This is a genomic window from Grylomicrobium aquisgranense, from assembly GCF_033971865.1.
GTDB lineage: Bacteria > Bacillota_I > Bacilli_A > Erysipelotrichales > Erysipelotrichaceae > Bulleidia > Bulleidia massiliensis.
In genome coordinates, this window is the sequence record NZ_JALBUR010000005.1 from 19,184 (window position 1) to 38,604 (window position 19,421).

The following is a 19,421-nucleotide window of genomic DNA, read 5'->3' on the forward strand; positions in this document are numbered from 1 at the left end:
TGAAAACACCGCCCTTATATTCTTACTTCAGATAGTCAGATGCTGGTAATACGCCAGATTCATAAACACTGTCAGGACTCCAGTAACCAGATGCAGTGCCTGCAGAAGATTGATGATAAACATAAACTCCAGCAGTAGAATAACCGTTTTCTTTTGAGGCTTCTGGCATGATTGTGGGTAAACCTGCACTATCTGTTTGATAAAAAATTGAAAAAGCCATCCTGGTTCTTGTAATGTTATATGCGCCAATAACCCCTGTCTCCATTCTTGTATCGCCCCATCATATAATCTCCTTTACATTTTTACAGAAATCCTTGATTTACTAATTAGTATAGTAATGTAACCGGATACATTCAACAATGTAAGATCGTTTTTTTGTTCGCCATTAAATTATTTCAGTATATGCATCTTCAATGCTGCAAGAACAGGAATCATGGGGGAATACATTTGTTTTCCTGCTGGTACAAATGAATGATGAGATATCAATTCTTTTCAGCTTGACTTAATGCCTTTCAAAGCGGCTGTACCTTTCAATGATTTTCTGAACCAGTGGATGCCGGACAACATCATCAGCACTGAGTTCAAGGATGGCGATATCATCCATGCCTGACAAAATCCTCCGCGCTGAAAGAAGACCGCTTTCCACTCTTTCATTCAGGTCAATCTGGGTGACATCTCCTGTGATGACCATATGAGAATGAAAGCCTAGTCTTGTCAGGAACATCTTCATCTGAGAACTTGTTGTATTCTGCGCCTCATCCAGGATGACAAAGGCATCGTTCAATGTTCTGCCGCGCATATAGGCCAGCGGAGCAATTTCAATGGTTCCCTTTTCCATCAGTCTTTCTGTCTGCTCATTGCCAAGCATTTCATGCAGACCATCATATAAAGGAGTCAGATACGGATCGACTTTTTCTTTCAGATCACCAGGAAGAAAGCCAAGGCTTTCTCCTGCTTCCACAGCCGGACGGGTCAGGACAATGCGGCGCACTTCTTCTTTCTTCAAAGCTGCAACGGCAGCACTGACTGCCAGGAACGTTTTGCCGGTACCGGCAGGTCCGATGGCAAAAACAACCGGTTTTTCTGCCATAGCTCTGACAAAATCATACTGTCCCTGAGTCTTTGGATAGATGGGACGGCCGGAAAATGTACGGCATACGGTCACGATTTCAAAGTTGGAAAATTGGACATCCTGGTGTGACTGGATGCGGCGGATGGCATAGCGCACATTCTGCTCACTGACCTCCCTGCCGGAGCTGCTGATCTGCCGCAGAGCCTGCAGCACCTTTTCAATCTGCGAAAGGGTATCCTGTTCACATGCATCAAGCATGAAGATATGATCCCGGAAACTCACTCTTGTATCAAATGCATCACTGATGATCTGCAGATTGCGGTCATTAGCCCCAAGCAGAGCTGCTGCTTCATCCGCGCCCAGATCCTCAACTGCCAGTGTTCTCTTTTCTTTCAAAGCTGTATGCCTCCTGTCAATTCACCTGCTTCAATTGTATAAAAAAAGAGAAGCTTTCGCTTCATCTTTTACTTACCTCTTCTGCGTGCCTTGCGTGCAGCTTCAGACTTCAGCTTCCTCTTGACGCCCGGCTTGACATAATACTCTCTCTTGCGAGCTTCAGCGAGGGTTCCATTGCGGGATACCTGACGCTTGAAACGGCGCAGCGCATCATCAAGGTTCTCGTTTTCTTTTACGACAACTCTAGCCATCTTCCAAACCCCCTCTCTGTTTCAACGTTCCGATTATAGCAAAGCTTCATTTTGAAAGCAAATGATTTTTACATCAGTTTGGTGCCATTGCTTGTGCCGATTCTTTCAGCACCTGCTGCGATCATGGCATCCATGGCTTCCTTTGTACGGATACCACCTGCTGCCTTTACCTTCAGACGGTCACCAACCGTCTTCTTCATCAGTGCAACATCTTCCACTGTAGCACCGCCTGTTGAGAAGCCTGTGCTTGTCTTGACAAAGTCTGCACCAGCTTTTTCTGCATCCTGACATGCCCTGACCTTCTCATCATTGGTAAGCAGGCATGCTTCGATGATCACTTTGAGAACATGGCTGCCAACTGCTTCCTTGACAGCTTTGATCTCGTTGGTGACAGCTGCATCATCCCCGTCTTTCAGCCAGCCGACATTGAGTACCATATCGACTTCATCTGCGCCTCTTTCAATGGCATCCTTTGCTTCAAATACCTTGGAAGCACTGGTCATGGCACCAAGCGGGAATCCAATCACCACACAGACGTTGACATCACTGCCTGCAAGTTCTTTTCTGGCTGTTTCAATCCAGCATGGATTGACGCATACAGACGCAAAATCGTATTCTTTTGCCTCTTTGCACAGCTGAATGATCTGTTCTTTGGTTGTGTCCGGCTTGAGCAGAGTGTGATCGATATACTTACTTCTCTTCATTTTCTTCTCCCTCCTGAGTGAAATAGTATTTATGGAGAACCTCCCGGGCGATGGCGTCATCTCCCTCATAAGGTTCACGGCCGAATTCACGGTAGATGAACTTTTCATCTCCCTTGCCTAAGATAATGATCGTATCGTTGGGATCCGCAAGTTCAACTGCCTGACGAATCGCATCATATCTGTCTTCAATGATAATATAATTCGTTTTCTTGATACCAGCCGCAATTTCATGCGCAATTTCGATCGGATCTTCATCACGGGGATCATCTTCCGTCAGAATAATCATGTCCGTATAGCGATCCAGAATCTCGCCAAACTGAGGGCGCTTCTCCGTATCACGCTTGCCGGCACTGCCGGTAATGGCAATGATACGCTTTCCTTTTGGCGTGATGGCACTGGCAAACTGGCATACCTGCTCAATGCCGTCCGGTGTATGGGCAAAGTCAACGATGATGTTGAAGGGCTGGCCTTCATCGATACGTTCCATTCTGCCTTCAATCTGCTTGAGATGGCGGATCTGCGGCAACATCATTTCGATTGAAATGCCTTTGCTGTGGCATGCTGCAATAGCCGCAACCAGGTTGTAGACATTGAACTTTGCGACAAGATTTGTCTCAATTTCATATTCCATGTCGCCGATTTTCAGTGTGATTCTTGTCTTGTCCGCAAGCAGCTGGTACTTGGTTACCTGGTAGTCTGCCTTATGGTTGACGCCATAGGTAATCACTCTGGCCGGGCAGTCTTTGACAATACGCATGCCATAGGGATCATCCACGTTGGTGATGGCAATGGCATCTGGTTTGAGATGGTCAAACAGTTTCTTCTTGGCCAGGAAATATTTTTCCATGGTGCCATGATAATCAAGATGGTCATGGGTCAGGTTGGTAAAGACCGCGACATCGAAGTCAATGGCATCTACCCTGCCCTGTTCAATGCCGATGGAGCTTGCTTCAAGAGCACATGACTTCATGCCGGCATCTACCATGTCGCGCAGAATGCCATGCAGGTCATCGATGTTCGGTGTTGTCAGCAGCGGCGGCAGTTTGACATTGCCGTATTCAATCGAGATGGTGCCGATATAGCCGGTTGGCTCAATCTCATTCATGATATCGCGGATGATGCAGGAAATGGATGACTTGCCATTGGTGCCGGTCACGCCAAACATCAGCAGATCATGACTCGGGTAGCCATAGAAGGCATCTGCCACGGCATTGAAAGCAGCAGTGACATCCTTGACTTTGATATAGACAATATCATCACGCATGTGGTCCAGCGGTTCACTGTAGACAATTGCTTTTGCGCCATTGGCAATGGCCTGGTCTACAAAGTTATGACCGTCGCTCATAATGCCTTTGACACAGAAAAAGATGGAATCCGGCCGTTTGGTACGGGAATCTGCCATCAGGCTCTTGATCTCAATATCCGGTACATTCTCAAATAATGCTGAAAGTTTCATATGGTCTCCTTCACGCAGCCATACAAGGCATGCGATTCATATGCCTGCACATGTACATCATACATGCCTCTTGGCAGGCTCCCTCTGATACTGACAGGAAAATACTGAGACGCATGGCCAACAGAATATCCGTCTTTATGCGTTTCCACAATCACCTGTACATCTTTGTCAATCCACTGCTGCTGATACGCGTCACTGAGTTTCTGGGAAAGTTCCAGGACTCTGCGGGTACGCTCTTTTTTAATGCGCGGATCGATCTGATCCCTCATCCCGGCTGCCACCGTGCCCTGGCGCATGGAGTACGGAAAGGCATGGATGAATGAGAACCGGCACTTCTGCAGGAATGCCAGTGTTTCGTCAAACTCCTGTTCTGTTTCTCCCGGGAAGCCGGCAATCAAATCACAGGAGATGGCAATGTCCGGGATCTCGCTGCGGATCTTTTCCAGTTTGGCAAGATAGGCAGCTGTGTCATAGGGTCTTCTCATCCGTTTCAAAACAGGATCACTGCCGCTCTGCAGAGGAATATGCAGATGGCGGGCAATGCGCGGTTCTTCCCTGATCAGTTCAATCAGTTCATCTGTGACTTCATTTTGTTCAATGGAAGAAATCCGCAGCCGTTTCAGATCCGGTGCTTCCTGCAGAATACGCTTCATCAACTGGGCAAGCGTCACGCCATATTCTCTGCCATAGCGGCCGGTATGAATGCCAGCCAGCACAATCTCAGGATAATGGATACTGAGACGCTTTGCCTCGGCGGTCACCGCATCTGGTGCCATGGATCTTTCTTTGCCGCGGGCATAGGGAATAATGCAGTAGGAGCAGAACTGACAGCAGCCATCCTGCACTTTCAGATAGGCCCGGGTGTGGTTTTCAAACTGAGTTGTCTGCAGGTTGTCAAACGTCAGATGATCCAGACCGCCGCGCAGGGAAATGCGCCGGTGTTTTTCCATGAATTCCTTCAAATACTGCGGCACATTCTTCTTTTCACGGGTGCCAATGACAAGATCCGCATCCTGGAGAGCTTCATCTGCCACTTCGGCATAACAGCCGATCATGGCAATGGCACCATTGGGGCTGATCCGCCTTGCCCGGTGCATCATCTTTCTGCTTTTCTGTGCAGCCATGTTGGTCACTGCACAGGTGAAGATCAGCACAGCATCGGCACTCTGTTCAAAAGGTACTCTCTGCCAGCCTTCTTCTTCCAGCGTGTGGGCAATACTTTCTGCTTCAAATGCATTCACTTTGCAGCCTAAATTACATACTGAAAACTTCATTCTGATCTCCTGCTGCCTCACTCAGCACACTGCCGGCATAGATCGCAGCCGTCTCTGCCCGCAGTATTCTGGATCCAAGTGTCACGGCCTGATAGCCATGGTCCATGAGCCATTGTACCTCATCAGGGCTGAAACCGCCCTCCGGGCCGATGACAACAGCAGCGCTTTTCTGGCCATGGTACAGATGGGAAAGCCGTGCCGATGTGCCATAGGCATTTTCATAGGCAGCTGCTTTTAATTCTGCCTGCACCTGATCCAGATGATCAAAGGGAATCGTCTCTGCAAGTTCAGGAACGATGTTGCGTTTGCACTGCTGTGCCCCTTCCAGCAGAATCGTCTGCCAGCGGGCAGCGACACGCTCCTTTTTATCCTGTTTTTCCCTGACAACACAGCGGCTTGATACAAACGGCACCACTCTGGAAAAGCCGATTTCACTTGCTTTCTGCAAAACAAGTTCAAATTTCTCCCGGCGTATCAAAGCCATACATAAAGTCATTTCACAGGCACATTCATGTATCTGCGGATCTTCCTTTTCCACGATGGCCGCAAACTTTCCATCCACCCTGGCAGTGCGGGCAAACCAGGCCTTTCCTTCATAGACAAGACGCACTGTCTCTTCATGCAGGCGGACAACATCACTGGCATGATGAGCCTGTTCTTTTGTAAAGAAATACGGCTTTCCTGCGGCAAGCGGCACATTGGCAAAATACTGCTGCATACTGACTGAAAAGAAAAGGATTATTCCTTTTCCTGTTCCTCCTGTTTCTTCTGTGGATTTTTGATTTCAACCTTCAGCTCAATGACTTTTCGCTGATCAGCTTTGGTGATGGTGACATGCAGATTCTTGAAATCAAACTGCTCGCCAACCCGGGGAATATGTTCCAGTTCGTGAATGGCCCACCCAGATACCGTGATATAGTCATCATCGTCTTCATCGTCATCCACGTCGACGCCAAAGCGCTCAAACATATCATCCGCATCTGCGTCTGCCTTGACCAGATATGTTGTCTCATCGATCTTCTGGTAATATTCCTTGACGGTATCATGCTCATCCCAGATCTCACCAACAAGCTCCTCAATGATATCTTCCAGTGTGATGATGCCCTGGGTGCCGCCGTATTCATCCAGCACGACGGCAAGATGCAGCTTGGCACCCTGCAATTGTTTCAGCAGAGTGGAAATCTTGACATTGGTACTTGTATAAATCACCGGTTTGATGATCTTGCGGATCGGGCAGTGCTCATACTTCATCTGGGCATAGAAGTCCTTTTCATGGATCACGCCGACAATGTTGTCAATGGAATTCTCATAGACCGGCAGGCGTGAAAAGGAACTGTAGCGGAATGTCTTTTCAATCTCATTGGGCGGTGTGGTGATGTCAATGGCAAGCACATCTACCCGCGGTGTGAGAACATCTTTGACATCCAGATCATTGAATTCAATAGCCGCTGAGATCAGATCACTCTCATGCTCTTCCAGATCGCCGTCTTTTTCAGCTTCATCCACCATCGTGATCAGTTCATCCTGGAAGTCAGAATCATCATCTTTGACTTTGATAAAGTGCGACATCAGTTTCTGCAACAGGTTGAAGAGAAATGACAGCGGTGTGAAGATAAATTCGCAGAAATGAACGAATCCTACCGTATGTACGGCAATCCGCTCAGGAATGCGGCTTGCCAGTGTCTTTGGCATAATCTCGCCAAATACCAGCACCACAATTGTGATCACAATCGTTGAGACCGTCGGTCCGTTTCCAGATCCCAGCCAGCTGGTAAACAGAAGTGTACCGATGGTTGCAGAGGCGATATTGACAATATTATTGCCAATCAGAATCGTTGTCAGAAAACGGTCAAAATGATCCAGAATTTCCAGAACAACACCAGCCTCGGCATTGCCGTCATTTTCCATATTTTTCAGACGGATCCGGTTCACGCTGGAATAAGCAGTCTCAATGGCAGAAAACAAACCTGACAAGGCAATCAGTACAATCAGTGTCAGTAGATACTCACTTGTTCTGCTCATTTCTGCCACCCTTTCATTTTCAGCTTCCAACAAAGCGGACAACAGGAAGAATCATCCATATTTTCTGCATCACCTTTCAGTGGTGCAATTATAGCATTATGGCTGTTGACAGGCAAACCAGCCAGTGCGGATACAGAAGCATAAGAAAAGGATCTGCCTGCATTGCGGAAGATCCTCTTGATCTCATTGATTGTGGCTGGGCTGACCTGGCCTATGCCGCCGTCGATCTCAATGATCTGACCATTGATGCAGGATCCCTGTTCACTGGCAAGGAAGCCAAGAATGTCAACCGTTCCATAAGCGGATACAGCCGCATCCAGAATACGGTCCAGATCGCACCTGTATCCACGTCTCACTTCACCGGTGTCATCTTTCCGGCAAAGCCGCGCTTTTCAGCATCCTAGGCAAGTTCTTCCAACTTGTTCAGCCTTCCTGCTCCGGCAATGACACTGGCTTCTTCCTGCCCATAGCACAGAGAAAAAGAAAACCGGCCGCAGCCGGTTCATGTCAGTTTCTCTTGAAGAAACCCGGGATACCGTCATCGTCATCCTCTTCTTTGGCATTGCTGTCAAAAGAGGAATTGAAGCCCAGGTTATCATCATCATTGGATTCCGGAACAACACCCGGATCAGCAGGCTTGGCACCGATAATCGGCTGCGTATCCTTGGCCGGTTTGTCACTCTCAATCATTTCCGGACGCGGCAGATCGAAGCCGGTCGCAATGATGGAAACGATGATGGAATCACCAATCTTGTCGTTGATGGCAACACCGAAGATGATATCGATATCATTGCCGGCTGCCTCACGGATATAGTCAACTGCCTCACTGGCATCATATGCAGACATGCTGGCACCGCCAGTTACGTTGATGATGGCATTCTTGGCACCCTTGATCTGTGCTTCCAGCAGCGGTGACTGAATGGCACGCTCAGCAGCTTCCTTAGCCTTGTTCTCACCATCTGCCATGCCAATGCCGAACAGTGCAGAGCCCTGTCCCTGCATGACACTCTTGATATCCGCAAAGTCGAGGTTGATCATTGCCGGAACTGCAATCAGATCAGTAATGGTCTGCACACCCTGACGCAGAATATTGTCTGCTTCCTTGAATGCATCTTCGAACGGAATGTGTCCGATCACATCCAATACCTTGTTATTGGAAATGATGATCAGGGAATCCACATACTCTTTCAGTTGTTCCAGACCCTGCTCAGCCTGTACCATTCTGCGCTTGCCTTCAAAGGAGAACGGCTTGGTAACAATACCTACTGTCAGACATCCAAGTTCCTTCGCAATCTTGGCAAACAGAGGAGAAGCACCTGTACCAGTGCCGCCGCCAAGACCTGCTGTCAGGAATACCATATCAGCACCTTCCAGTGCCTTGCGGATTGCATCTTCACTCTCCACAGCTGCCTTGCGTCCATTATCCGGATTGCCGCCAGCGCCCAGGCCTTCCTTGCCAAGCTGAATCTTATTGGCGACAGGCGAAACATCCAGAGCCTGTACATCAGTGTTGGCTACATAAAATTCAACGCCCTGAACACCTTCCTGCACCATCCGGTTCACTGCATTTCCGCCGGCACCGCCAATGCCGAAAACCTTGATCTTTGCTACCTGGTTATACGTTAAGTCTGCCATAAATTCTACCTCACATTACCTTTTATTATCCAGGAACAGGCCCTTGAGCTTACTTGTCAAAGTGTCCTCTTTAGCGTTCCCTTCATTTTTCTTATCTCTGTAGGATACAGCCTTGATAAATGCATCCATATCAATGCTGTCATCGGTATAGCCGGTGATCGGCAGACGATCCTGATATGCATAGAACAATCCAAGGCATGTCGTCAGCCCTGCGTTTCTGCCCCCCAGAGTATCAGGCACATAGCTGCGGACATTGACCTGCAGCTTAGTACCAAGCACTTCTGCAAGCCCCTGTGTCTCGCCGCCTTCGCCTGTAATAATAACAGCAGTCTGGCCCGCTTGCAATATCGGGGCGCACGTTTTTTGGATATAGGAGGCCCATGCATTTACGCCTGGCATCACACAGTCAATCAGTTCCTTTTCCGTAATTGTATGTGTTTTTCCGCCTGCTGACCAGATATGTACCGGATTGTCAGATGGGTTCGGATTGTTGAGAACAGCACTGTATTTAAACAGTTCAACGGCATTTTCCGGCGAGATCCCATACTGATCTGTCAAAGATCCGGCAATGGTGCCAATACCAATCGGCATCACCATTGCAGTTGTCAGCCTGCCCTTGCGCAGTAAGCCAAGTGATGTGGACTGGCGCTCTACCTTCAGCACAATCATCTGCTGATTGACTGACTGTTCAAACAGTGCTGCCTCCTTGCCGGCCGCATAGACATCCAGGAAGATATCCATGATCTTGATGCCAGCCTTTTCTACGCAGCTGCACATTTCATAGGACAGCGTACGGTTTGCACACAGCAGATCAATATCGACGGACAGCGATGAGCACTTTTCACCAATCGGAATCCGGCGGGTAGAAATACCATTGACGGTATAGCGCACATTGACAGTCTGGATCAACGCATAGTCTTTGCCAATATCCATGTTCTGCGCTTTTGCCATTGCATTGCGCACATCCTGTACTGTCACTGTCTGGTCAATACCGGTAATATCAACCGTTGATTTGAAGCTGTAACGCTTCATGCCATACGACGGCATTGCCAGGATGGCACTCTTGATTGATGCGCCAATCATTTTATGTGCATTATCCACTGCCTGCTTCACGGCACTGGTCACGGCAGCGGGATCCGTAATCTTTACCCCATCAAAGCCGCTGCAGGCGACGCGTTCTACTTTAATAATATTAAAACGGGTATTGAAGAATTCACCGACAATCAGGCGCACCTCATGGTCGCTGACTTCAACTGCCGCAAAAATCTGTTTATCGTTCACTTGCCAGCCGCTCCCTTCCTTAACAAAAGTTATATTATCACACTTCCTTCACAGGTCCTAGGATTTTTCCCTGTCAACCAGTCGTACACTTTGTTTTTTGTTGCAAATGAAATTGAAGCATGATAAAGTATTTTAGCATTATGTGAAGGAGGTTATGGTATGTCCAGAGTTTGTGCCGTATCCGGTAAGAAAGCTATGTCAGGAAACAGACGTTCACACTCCCTGCGCGCAACTCGCCGCAAGTGGAACGTTAACCTTCAGAAGGTTCATATGGTCGTAGATGGAAAGCCTGTGACCGTTAAGATCTCTGCCCGTGCTCTCAAGACACTGAAGGGAACAGGCAGGAAGGCAAAGACAGCTGAAGCTGCTGCTGAATAAGCAATCGAGTAGGAGGATGAGAGCGTGAGCTCTCATCTTTTTTTTTTTTTCCTCTCACACCACCGGAGAAGCCGTTCGGCGTCCGGCGGTTCGAAACACCAACAAATTACAACACTGTTACATGTACCAAGGTAAAATACTCTTCCGAGCTGATCAATCCGGCCTCTCTTTTCAAGAGGTCATTGGTAATCCAGCGACTTAGGAATAGTCCCGAGGCATAGATTCCTTTACGCGTATTGGCATAACGCCATGCCCAGTATGTTTTCATACCAAGTGCGTACAGGTGGTTTGCCCGGTTTCTGACCGTTTTCCACTGTTTCCAGTAAATCATCCGGATATGCAGCCGTACCCAGCTGTCAATCTTTTTCAGGGCCGTTTTCATGTTACACAGACGATAGTAATTGACCCATCCCCGTACAACCTGATTTATTCTGGTTATCCTCTGGTCCATCGGAATGTTATATTTCCTTGTTAACAGCGGCACCAGCTTGTATTCCAGCTTCTTCAATGATTTGATATGTGGCTTAGGTCTCCACTTTCCATCTTTGAAGTAAAAGGAATGTCCAAGATATTTGATTTGGCTAGGCCGTGCTACTTTTGTTTTCGCTGCATTAACCTGTACGCGAAGACGTTTTTCGAGCCAGTTTGTTACTGACTTCATCACTCTGTTGGCTGCTGCTTCACTTCTGACACAGATGATGCAATCATCTGCGTATCTGGTAAAGTGCAGTCCTCTGGATTCAAGTTCCTTGTCGAATTCATTCAGATAGACATTTGCCAGCAGTGGGGAAATCGGGGATCCCTGTGCGGTTCCTTTCCGTGTCTCTTCAAAGCTGCCTTCTATCAGAACGCCTCCCTGCAGGAATCGTCTGATGAGTGATTCAGTGTCCGGATCTTTAATAACGTTGTGTACCAGAATCATCAATATATCCTGATTGACGTTATCAAAGAACTTTGAAAGGTCTAGGTCGACAATCCAGTCATAGCCATCGTTCATATATTCGAGTGCTTTCAGGATTGCCTGCTCGGCCCTTCTTCCTGGTCGGAACCCATAGCTGCTGTCTGAGAATGTACGATCAAAGATTGGTGACAGAACCTGTGTTACTGCTTGTTCGATCCACCTGTCTTTGACTGCCGGCACACCCAGATTTCTCTTCGAGCCATCATCCTTCGGAATTTCCACACGCTTGACTGGCAGTGGTCTGTAATGTCTGTGCCGGATAAGTTCCCGCACTTCATCTTTATGAAGCCCGATATATTCCGGCAATCGGCTTACAGGCATACGGTCAATACCTGCAGATCCCTTGTTAATCATAACCTTGCGACTGGCTTCTTCCAGATTTCTATCTGAAAGAATCAGCTCCAGTAACTGTGATGCCATTTGTCTGCTTCTCCTTTCCGTCGCTGTCTCGTCTCTGGTCTTAACGGACTTTATCCGAGCTCACAGACCATTCAGAGAGATTTGACTACATTCATGAAATGAAGCTGGTGATTCGTTCGGCCCTTTGCTCCATCCCCATTGCGGGATTTCTTCACTACTACGGCCTCTGCTGACTTCTCATCGTTCGTTGTTACTGCTACTTACCTGCATGATGTTCTTCACCTCGGCTTTCGTCGATGAGACCTCCCCGAAGAAGGCGTGATAACTTTCCTCCCATCCAGCCTCCGGATTTACTGCTTTGCCATATTCAGCGGCTTGGACTTCTCTTTGTTCTGGAAGATCGTCCAGACTGACAGCCTTATATCCGGTTTCTGTACGTAGGCCCGGGATTTTGCCACACGGTTAGTATGTTCCCGCATCCGGCTTCCTTCCGTTGACACCTCACGATGTCCACGTTGCCTTTGGCTAGCGCTTTGAATCATGCCGCTATACATGCGCAAGGGACTTTCACCCTCGAGTTATCACCCATGTCGGGTGTACAGAAGAAAAAGAATCCCGACGGATTCTCTTTTTTTTGACTTTGTCAGTCTTTGCACTGCAGAACCATGACATGGCCCCTCTTCACTTCCACAATGCCCTCATCTTTGAGAATTTCATTGGATACCGTATACAGATCGGATGGTGTCAGGGTGCGGTCTGTCAGAGGATATTTGAAGCCTGACAGTGTGACAGCGGCATCTTCCCATGTGAAAAAGGAGATGTAGTCATACCCGTTTTTACTGATTTCATATCTGCCCGGCCCGATTACATAGGCATCATTTTCTGCATCCCATAATTCCAGGCAGTCTTTATACTTCCAGAGCAGGCGCAGATTCACCAGGGCATGGTCTGCCCTGCCGCCAAAGGCACCGCACATCACAATGTGGTCGTATCCAAGGTCAATGGCTGTTTTGACGGCATGCTCGGAATCCGAATCATCCTTGATCGGGTTCAGGCGGATGATCTGATCGCACCACTGTGCAATCAGACTAATGTCTTCTTCCCTGACCGAATCAAAATCACCAACGGCACACACCATATGACGATGCTGCTGTGCCAGTGTCAGTGCTCCTTTGTCACATCCGATCAGATCTGCTTTTTCTGCTGGCAGCTGATCTGCCAGCTTCAAAGCAATCAGTACTTTTTTCATTTCTGAAGGCTCCTGACAGCCGTCGTAATATCATTCTTGAACACATAGGAACCTGCCACCAGCACATCCACACCGGCCTGGGCACACTGGGCACCAGTCTGTGCATTGATGCCGCCATCCACTTCCACCAGGGCATCCGGGTTAACATCATTGAGCCATGTGCGCAGGGTATGGATCTTATCCAAGGCCAGGGGCATGAACTTCTGACCGCCGAATCCTGGATTGACGGACATGACAAGGAACAGATCAAAATCCTTCAGCAGATCCTTCAATACAGCCGCATCGGTTGCCGGCTTGATGGCAATGCCTGCTTTTCCCCCGGCTTCGTGGATATGTGCTGCCAGTTCCTTCATCTTTGCTTTATTGTCCATTGCCTCATAATGAAACGTCACAAGATCAGCACCTGCTTTCAGAAAGACATCCGCAAAAAAGGCAGGATCTGTGACCATCAGATGCACGTCCTTGTACAGCGGCGAGGTGCGCACAAAAGCTTTGAGAATATCTGGTCCAAAAGTCAGGTTTGGCACAAAGTGGCCGTCCATGACATCAAAGTGAAGCCACTGTGCACCGGATTTGTTCAGTTCATCAATCTGCTGGGGAAAACGGCTGTAGTCAAGTGATAAAACAGACGGTGATACAATCATATTAATACTCCCTTCTTGTCTGAATCAGTTTCAGAACATCCAGATAATTCTGATAGCGCCGGGCCGGGATTTTTCCTGCCTGCACAGCCTCTTTCACCGCACAGCCGGGCTCGTTTTCATGAATGCAGTCATTGAAGCGGCACTGGCCGAGATAGGGACGGAAATCCAGGACGCACTGGGCAAGTTCATGTTTGTCCATGCGGCTGAAATCCAGCGATGAAAAGCCAGGCGTATCCGCGACCAGACCGCCGGCAACGGCATGCAGTTCGTTGTGACGGGTTGTATGTTTTCCTCTTCCCAGTGCCTTGGAAATTTCCTGTGTTGCCAGATGGAAAGAAGGATCCAGATGGTTGAGAAGACTGCTCTTGCCGGCACCGCTCTGTCCGGTCAGCACGGAGATTTTTCCTTTAAGCACATCAGCCAGTGCCGGTTCCAGATAATTCTTCTGTGAGCGGATCACCTGGATCGGGCCCTGCTCATATTCTTCAATGGCCCGTTTTGTGTCATCCGACATGCCAAGATCACACTTGGTGACAATCAGCACCGGCGTAATGCCTGCCTGTACAATCAGAAAGGACAGCCTGTCCACAAGAGCAGAAGAGAACTCCGGATCATGCGTGCTCATGACAATCAGTGCCTGGTCGACATTGGCACATGCCGGCCGGATCAGATAGCTTTTTCTGGGCAGAATTTTCTGCACGGTCCACTGGCCTGAAATTTCTTCACATTCGACCAGATCGCCGGCAACCGGTTTTGTCTGCAGGCGGATCTTGCCAGCCAGAACTGCTTTTACCCGCATGCCTTCTTCTGTATACAAGGTATACTCACGGGATACGATTTTGATGATTCTTGCCTGCATGCTAGTTCCCATCTGTCTGCGAAGCGGAGGCATCACTGCTGCCTGTCTGGTTTTGATCAGAGGTTGTTACATCCTGATAAGAATAGTAATACAGCGTGATGGCATTGTTTCCCTTCTGCGTATAGGTGCTGCCCGCAGAGGGACTGGAATACTTGACTGTGCCAACCAGATTGTTTTTGGAAATATCGTTCAGTTCATCATCAGACAGCGTAGAGGGATCAATTTCGGAGGCATATGCCTGGGCACCCATGCTTTCTAGCAGAGAAGCTGCCGAATTGACATCCATGCCAATGATGGAAGTTGGAATGACAAAGCTGTCATAAGCGGAATAGACAAGCGTGATTGTATTGTCCTGATCCGGATCAAACAGGTCACCTGCCGCAATGCCTTCCTGTGAAATGACAGTGCCTGGTGTTTCATCACTGTCTTTGGCTTCTGTTTTCACAGTCAGATGGGAGTATTTCTGTAATTCTTCGGCTGCCTGATCAACATCCTGTCCCGTGTAGTCCCCCATCTTTTCACCAATGCCGCTGGATGCGGTTACGGTAACTGTGCTCTTGCGGTCTACCTTTGTTCCAGAGGAAGGATCGCTGGAAAGGATGATACCCTTTTCCGTATCTTCGGTCAGCTGATAAGTCACATTGTCCTGGTCCAGAACAAGGCCGCTCTTTTCACAGGCCGCGGCAGCATCTTCCAGGCTCATGCCGGTAAGATCCGGAACAATCGTGGACCCAAGTGAGATATACCCTTTGCGTCCAGCCGCATATACACCGGCTGCCGCAATAGCACATATCACCAGAATAATCAGGAATTTCGGCAGAAAACGATGTTTCTTTTTAGGCTTGTTCTTCTTTTCTTCTTTCTGTTTCTCCTTGTGATGGAAATGAGGAAACAGTGCATCATCATCCTCTTCCTCCTCATCGTCATCGTCTTCATCTGTCGGTCTGCCTTCATCAAAACTCTTACCCTGTGCCATCTTGATATCCGCAAAAGGCCTTGTTTCAATTCTTGGTTCATTGGCCCTTGCCGGATCAAGACATGTCGAAAGATCTGCCAGCATATCAGCCGCACTCTGGTAGCGGTCAGCCGGATTCTTGGCAACTGCCCTGAGGATGATGTTTTCCATCGGCTGCGGCACATTCGGATTGATCTGGCGGACATTGGGCAGCGGATCACGCATATGCATCAATGCAATCTGTACTGCCTGGTCTGCTTTGAACGGCACATCTCCGGTGAGCATTTCAAACATGACGATGCCAAGGGCATAGATGTCTGACTGCACCGTTGCCGGTTCGCCTTTGGCAAGCTCCGGAGCCAGATAATGCACGGATCCCATGACATTGTTGGCCTGGGTCAGCTGCATGGATCCTTTGGCAGTAGCGATGCCGAAATCCAGGATCTTCAGGGTTCCGTCTGATTTGATGATCACATTCTGCGGTTTGATATCACGGTGGATAATGCCGCGGCTGTGCGCTTCTGAAATAGCGCTGACAAGCTGCTTCATGATGTCCACTGTTTCTTCATTGAGCAGCGGTCCTCTTTCCCGGATAATCTGTTTCAGTGTCTTGCCGGGAACATATTCCATGACGATATAATGATGTCCCTTGTAATCACCAACATCATAGATTTCCACAATATTGGGATGGGCAAGGGCAGTTGCTGCCTGTGCTTCCCGCTCAAAGCGCAGGATACTGACCGCATCTGTGGAGAGGTCGGCACGCAGAATCTTGATGGCAACCTGCCGGTTGAGAATGGTATCAATGGCAAGGAAGACATCTGCCATGCCGCCCTGGCCAATATGCTGAATCACTTCATACCGGTTGGCAATCATATTCTTGCCGCTCATATCATGTCACCCTCCTCCAGATCAATCAGAATCACTGTCACATTATCAAATCCACCCGCATCCAGGCTTGCTTTTACAAGCTTGCGTGACCGCAGGGCAGGATCAAATTCCTTGTCCAGAACGATCGAGCGGATCTTTTTTTCATCGACATACGAATGCAGGCCGTCAGAACACAATAGAATCCCATTAAGGTCCTCATGGTGTACATCAATATCGCTGCGCACACTTTCCCATACACCAACCGCATTGGTCAGAACATTCTTACGGGGAAAGGTCCTGGCCTGTTCCTTCGTCAGTTCGCCATGCATGATCATGTCATTGACCAGTGTATGATCCATGGTCAGCTGGCGGAATTCGCCATTATTCGTGAACCCATAGGCACGAGAATCACCGACATTGACGATGAACCGGCCCACTCTTGTCAGCATCGCGCCGCACAGGGTTGTGCCCATGCCATGCAGGTCCTGGCGGGCCTGGCCCAGATCATAGATCTGCTTGTTCACAATACGGATGCCATTGGCAATGAATGCACGGGCATCTTCCTCGCTGGCAAAGCCTTTATTCTCAGAGAACGCAACCGAAAACCAGCTGACCGCCATGCGGCTGGCAACATCTCCTCCGAGATTGCCGCCGATGCCGTCACACACAAGCGCGAAAACATCCCCTGCCTCATTGCAGGCGATGACATAGCTGTCCTGATTGGTTTTCCGCATCTTGCCGCGGTCGGTCATGCCGTAATACTTCATTATGCTTCTTTTTCCCTTTCATGCTTTGCCCGCAGCTGTCCGCATGCCGCATCAATATCTTCACCATGCTTTGTGCGCAGGGTTGCTTTGACGCCATGCTTCATCAGCACATCATAGAAATGCAGGGCCGTTCTGGCATCGGTTGTACGATAGCCATTCTCGTCAACCTCATTATAGGGAATCAGATTGACATAGGCATTCATGCCGCGGATCAGATTAGCCAGTTCAATCGCATTTTCATCACGATCATTGACATTGCGCAGCAGAATGTACTCAAAGGTCAGCCGGCGGTGATTGTTCTCACTGTAGCGCTTCAGAGCTGCCATCAGCTGATCCATCGGATATGCCTTGTCAATCGGCATCAGTTTCCTTCGCAGGGCATCATTGCTTGCATGCAGGGAAACTGCCAGGTTGTACTGCAGGTGTGCATCCGCGAAATCATTGATGCGGGGCACAATGCCGCAGGTGCTGATTGTAATATGGCGGGCACCAATAGCCAGGCCATGATCACTGTTAATGATGGCACAAAAGCGCATCACATTGTCATAGTTATCAAACGGTTCACCCGTCCCCATGATGACAATGTTGTCCAGTCTGCGCTGATCCTCATCCAGCAGTTCCTGTACAAACATCGCCTCACCAACCATCTCTCCTGCTGTCAGGCTGCGCTGCTTTTTCAAAAGGCCTGATGCACAGAATGTGCAGGCCATATTGCAGCCAACCTGTGAAGAAACACACAGACTTTCTCCATAGGCAAAGTGCATCAGGACACTCTCCACACTGGAGCCATCCTGCATTTCAAACAGGAACTTCATCGTGCCGTCATGGGCTACCTGCCGATCAATCTCCTTCAATGGCATGATGACAAAGCGCTTCTTCAGCTCCTCAATCAACGCTGCCGGCAGGTCCGTCATTTCATCAAATGTCTTTGCTCTTTTACGATAGAGCCACATAAAAAGCTGCTTTGCACGATATGGCTTCTGGCCAAGTGTGCCAAGCATCTCTTCCAGTCCTTTTAAATCAAAATCATATATTGTCTGCATACACCGTTATTTTACCATCTTTTTTATGATCTTTTCCGTTTCTCTGCTTTGATTAACTTTGCGCCATAAAAGCCATCCCCTTCACCCGGAAACCAGGTCTTTTCCTGCAACAGATGATATTCCGGATGGCGTTTCAGGAAGCCATGAATCTGTCCTTCATTCTCCTTGCGGTTCAATGTACACGTACTATAGACAAGAATGCCGCCATCCGCAAGGGAGGGTGCCATGGCATCAAGAATTTCCTGCTGGATCTGCACAATCTCATCCAGGCTCTGCGGACTCACCCGATAGCGGATCTCCGGCTTATGGGACAGGTCGCCTAGGCCCGAGCATGGGGCATCCAGCAGAATACGGTCAAATTTCTGCTTTTCATCCCATGCCGTCCTGCCATCATGCACAACTGTCTTTACAATACTGACACCGGTGCGTTTCATCAGTTCATCAATCAGTTCACAGCGGGCAGGATACAGATCACAGGCCGTGATCTGTCCCCTGTTTTTCATCAGCATCGCAATTTCCTGTGTCTTGGTGCCAGGGGCAGCACATACATCCAGCACCTTCATGCCCGGATGTACATCCAATAACAGCGGTACCATTGCTGAGTGCACATCCTGGATCACATACGTTCCCTCTTTCAGCATCTGATCAGCCGCGGGCGGGAAATCAGATGTGAAGGAAAGCTCATTGACAAAGTGGCAGCGGGAATCACTGCGCAGCTTTTCTCCATGCCTGAGGGTATTGATCCGTCCATATACACGGGATGCCTGCTGGTCTGCCTTTGCAATTTCCAGTGCCTTCTCTTTGCCATAATGTGCCTTCCACATCGCCAGCAGCCACTGCGGATGGCTGTAACGGATGCCGGCATGATCAAAGTCATCCGCAGGCAGAACCAGGCCTGCCTGCTGCACTTTGTGCAGAACAGCATTGACAAAGCCGCGCTCTTTTCTGGCTGCCAGAGATACCGTGCTGTTAATCGCAGCATAGGCAGGTACGCTGTCCATGAAAAACAGCTGGCAGGCACCAAGATTCAGCAGAACTGCTGTTTCTTTGCGCACTTTATGCTGTACATAAGGCTGCCATTGTGCCTCCAGCAGAATCTGATTGCGCAGTGTTTCATATACCAGGTTTGTGATCTGGGCTGTTTCTCTTCCATCGGCCTGTACATGCCGCAACAGCAGGCCGGCATAGGCATTGTCTTTTTCTACCCGGCAGAGTATTTCATATGCTTGTTTTCTTGTGTCCAT

Annotated in this window: 21 protein-coding genes; 2 read left to right on the plus strand and 19 right to left on the minus strand. The window is 48.8% G+C overall.

The window, feature by feature from the left end:
* Window positions 1-22: 22 nt before the first annotated feature.
* The 8 genes from MOZ60_RS03215 to MOZ60_RS03250 form a co-directional block, all read right to left on the minus strand.
* The gene (locus tag MOZ60_RS03215) at window positions 23-265 is read right to left on the minus strand and encodes a hypothetical protein (RefSeq protein ID WP_370595626.1); all 243 of its coding nucleotides are present in this window, start codon (window positions 263-265) and stop codon (window positions 23-25) included.
* Between the two features lie 237 nt (window positions 266-502).
* Complete coding sequence (locus tag MOZ60_RS03220) at window positions 503-1,468, minus strand: PhoH family protein (protein ID WP_370595627.1); 966 nt, start codon at window positions 1,466-1,468, stop codon at window positions 503-505.
* Between the two features lie 68 nt (window positions 1,469-1,536).
* A complete protein-coding gene (gene rpsU / locus MOZ60_RS03225; protein WP_108774035.1) occupies window positions 1,537-1,719 on the minus strand; it encodes a 30S ribosomal protein S21 in 183 nt (60 codons plus the stop codon).
* A 68-nt stretch (window positions 1,720-1,787) separates the two neighbouring features.
* Window positions 1,788-2,423 carry a deoxyribose-phosphate aldolase gene (gene deoC / locus MOZ60_RS03230; RefSeq protein ID WP_108774036.1) on the minus strand — a complete coding sequence of 212 codons (636 nt, stop codon included), beginning with the start codon at window positions 2,421-2,423 and terminating at the stop codon, window positions 1,788-1,790.
* The gene (locus MOZ60_RS03235) at window positions 2,410-3,879 is read right to left on the minus strand and encodes a UDP-N-acetylmuramoyl-L-alanyl-D-glutamate--2,6-diaminopimelate ligase (protein WP_108774037.1); all 1,470 of its coding nucleotides are present in this window, start codon (window positions 3,877-3,879) and stop codon (window positions 2,410-2,412) included. Before MOZ60_RS03235 ends, deoC begins: the two co-directional genes overlap by 14 nt.
* Window positions 3,876-5,153 (minus strand): tRNA (N(6)-L-threonylcarbamoyladenosine(37)-C(2))-methylthiotransferase MtaB, encoded by a 1,278-nt coding sequence (gene mtaB, locus MOZ60_RS03240; RefSeq protein ID WP_370595628.1) that lies wholly within the window; start codon window positions 5,151-5,153, stop codon window positions 3,876-3,878. The genes MOZ60_RS03235 and mtaB overlap by 4 nt, the downstream gene beginning before the upstream one ends.
* The gene (locus tag MOZ60_RS03245; RefSeq protein ID WP_370595629.1) at window positions 5,134-5,871 is read right to left on the minus strand and encodes an RsmE family RNA methyltransferase; all 738 of its coding nucleotides are present in this window, start codon (window positions 5,869-5,871) and stop codon (window positions 5,134-5,136) included. Before MOZ60_RS03245 ends, mtaB begins: the two co-directional genes overlap by 20 nt.
* Before the next feature lie 20 nt (window positions 5,872-5,891).
* Window positions 5,892-7,175, minus strand: a complete 1,284-nt coding sequence (locus tag MOZ60_RS03250; RefSeq protein WP_277010194.1) for a hemolysin family protein — start codon at window positions 7,173-7,175, stop codon at window positions 5,892-5,894.
* A 98-nt stretch (window positions 7,176-7,273) separates the two neighbouring features.
* On the opposite strand from MOZ60_RS03250, the gene MOZ60_RS03255 reads away from it, so the two are divergent.
* Window positions 7,274-7,579, plus strand: a complete 306-nt coding sequence (locus MOZ60_RS03255) for a hypothetical protein (RefSeq protein WP_370595630.1) — start codon at window positions 7,274-7,276, stop codon at window positions 7,577-7,579.
* A gap of 103 nt (window positions 7,580-7,682) precedes the next feature.
* Here MOZ60_RS03255 and ftsZ read toward each other — a convergent pair whose 3' ends face one another.
* Both ftsZ and MOZ60_RS03265 read right to left on the minus strand, forming a co-directional pair.
* A complete protein-coding gene (gene ftsZ / locus MOZ60_RS03260) occupies window positions 7,683-8,810 on the minus strand; it encodes a cell division protein FtsZ (protein WP_108774043.1) in 1,128 nt (375 codons plus the stop codon).
* A gap of 15 nt (window positions 8,811-8,825) precedes the next feature.
* Complete coding sequence (locus MOZ60_RS03265) at window positions 8,826-10,091, minus strand: cell division protein FtsA (RefSeq protein WP_277644880.1); 1,266 nt, start codon at window positions 10,089-10,091, stop codon at window positions 8,826-8,828.
* A gap of 159 nt (window positions 10,092-10,250) precedes the next feature.
* Here MOZ60_RS03265 and rpmB point away from each other — a divergent pair, with 159 nt between their 5' ends.
* Complete coding sequence (rpmB, locus tag MOZ60_RS03270; protein WP_108774045.1) at window positions 10,251-10,469, plus strand: 50S ribosomal protein L28; 219 nt, start codon at window positions 10,251-10,253, stop codon at window positions 10,467-10,469.
* Window positions 10,470-10,575: 106 nt separating this feature from the next.
* Here rpmB and ltrA read toward each other — a convergent pair whose 3' ends face one another.
* The 9 genes from ltrA to rsmB all read right to left on the minus strand — a co-directional run bounded on the left by ltrA (window position 10,576) and on the right by rsmB (window position 19,421).
* A complete protein-coding gene (ltrA, locus tag MOZ60_RS03275) occupies window positions 10,576-11,850 on the minus strand; it encodes a group II intron reverse transcriptase/maturase (RefSeq protein WP_370595631.1) in 1,275 nt (424 codons plus the stop codon).
* A 290-nt stretch (window positions 11,851-12,140) separates the two neighbouring features.
* Window positions 12,141-12,269, minus strand: coding sequence for a hypothetical protein (locus tag MOZ60_RS03280; protein ID WP_277634875.1), 129 nt, complete (start codon window positions 12,267-12,269; stop codon window positions 12,141-12,143).
* A gap of 164 nt (window positions 12,270-12,433) precedes the next feature.
* A complete protein-coding gene (locus tag MOZ60_RS03285; RefSeq protein ID WP_370595632.1) occupies window positions 12,434-13,039 on the minus strand; it encodes a thiamine diphosphokinase in 606 nt (201 codons plus the stop codon).
* Window positions 13,036-13,683: a ribulose-phosphate 3-epimerase gene (gene rpe / locus MOZ60_RS03290; protein WP_370595633.1), complete on the minus strand. Its 648-nt coding sequence runs from the start codon at window positions 13,681-13,683 to the stop codon at window positions 13,036-13,038. Before rpe ends, MOZ60_RS03285 begins: the two co-directional genes overlap by 4 nt.
* Before the next feature lies 1 nt (window position 13,684).
* A complete protein-coding gene (gene rsgA / locus MOZ60_RS03295) occupies window positions 13,685-14,542 on the minus strand; it encodes a ribosome small subunit-dependent GTPase A (RefSeq protein WP_370595634.1) in 858 nt (285 codons plus the stop codon).
* Between the two features lies 1 nt (window position 14,543).
* On the minus strand, window positions 14,544-16,388 hold the full coding sequence (gene pknB / locus MOZ60_RS03300) for a Stk1 family PASTA domain-containing Ser/Thr kinase (RefSeq protein WP_370595635.1): 1,845 nt from the start codon (window positions 16,386-16,388) through the stop codon (window positions 14,544-14,546).
* Complete coding sequence (locus MOZ60_RS03305) at window positions 16,385-17,134, minus strand: Stp1/IreP family PP2C-type Ser/Thr phosphatase (protein WP_277635627.1); 750 nt, start codon at window positions 17,132-17,134, stop codon at window positions 16,385-16,387. The genes pknB and MOZ60_RS03305 overlap by 4 nt, the downstream gene beginning before the upstream one ends.
* Complete coding sequence (gene rlmN / locus MOZ60_RS03310; protein WP_370595636.1) at window positions 17,134-18,177, minus strand: dual-specificity RNA methyltransferase RlmN; 1,044 nt, start codon at window positions 18,175-18,177, stop codon at window positions 17,134-17,136. The genes MOZ60_RS03305 and rlmN overlap by 1 nt, the downstream gene beginning before the upstream one ends.
* A gap of 23 nt (window positions 18,178-18,200) precedes the next feature.
* Window positions 18,201-19,421 (minus strand): 16S rRNA (cytosine(967)-C(5))-methyltransferase RsmB, encoded by a 1,221-nt coding sequence (rsmB, locus tag MOZ60_RS03315; protein WP_370595637.1) that lies wholly within the window; start codon window positions 19,419-19,421, stop codon window positions 18,201-18,203.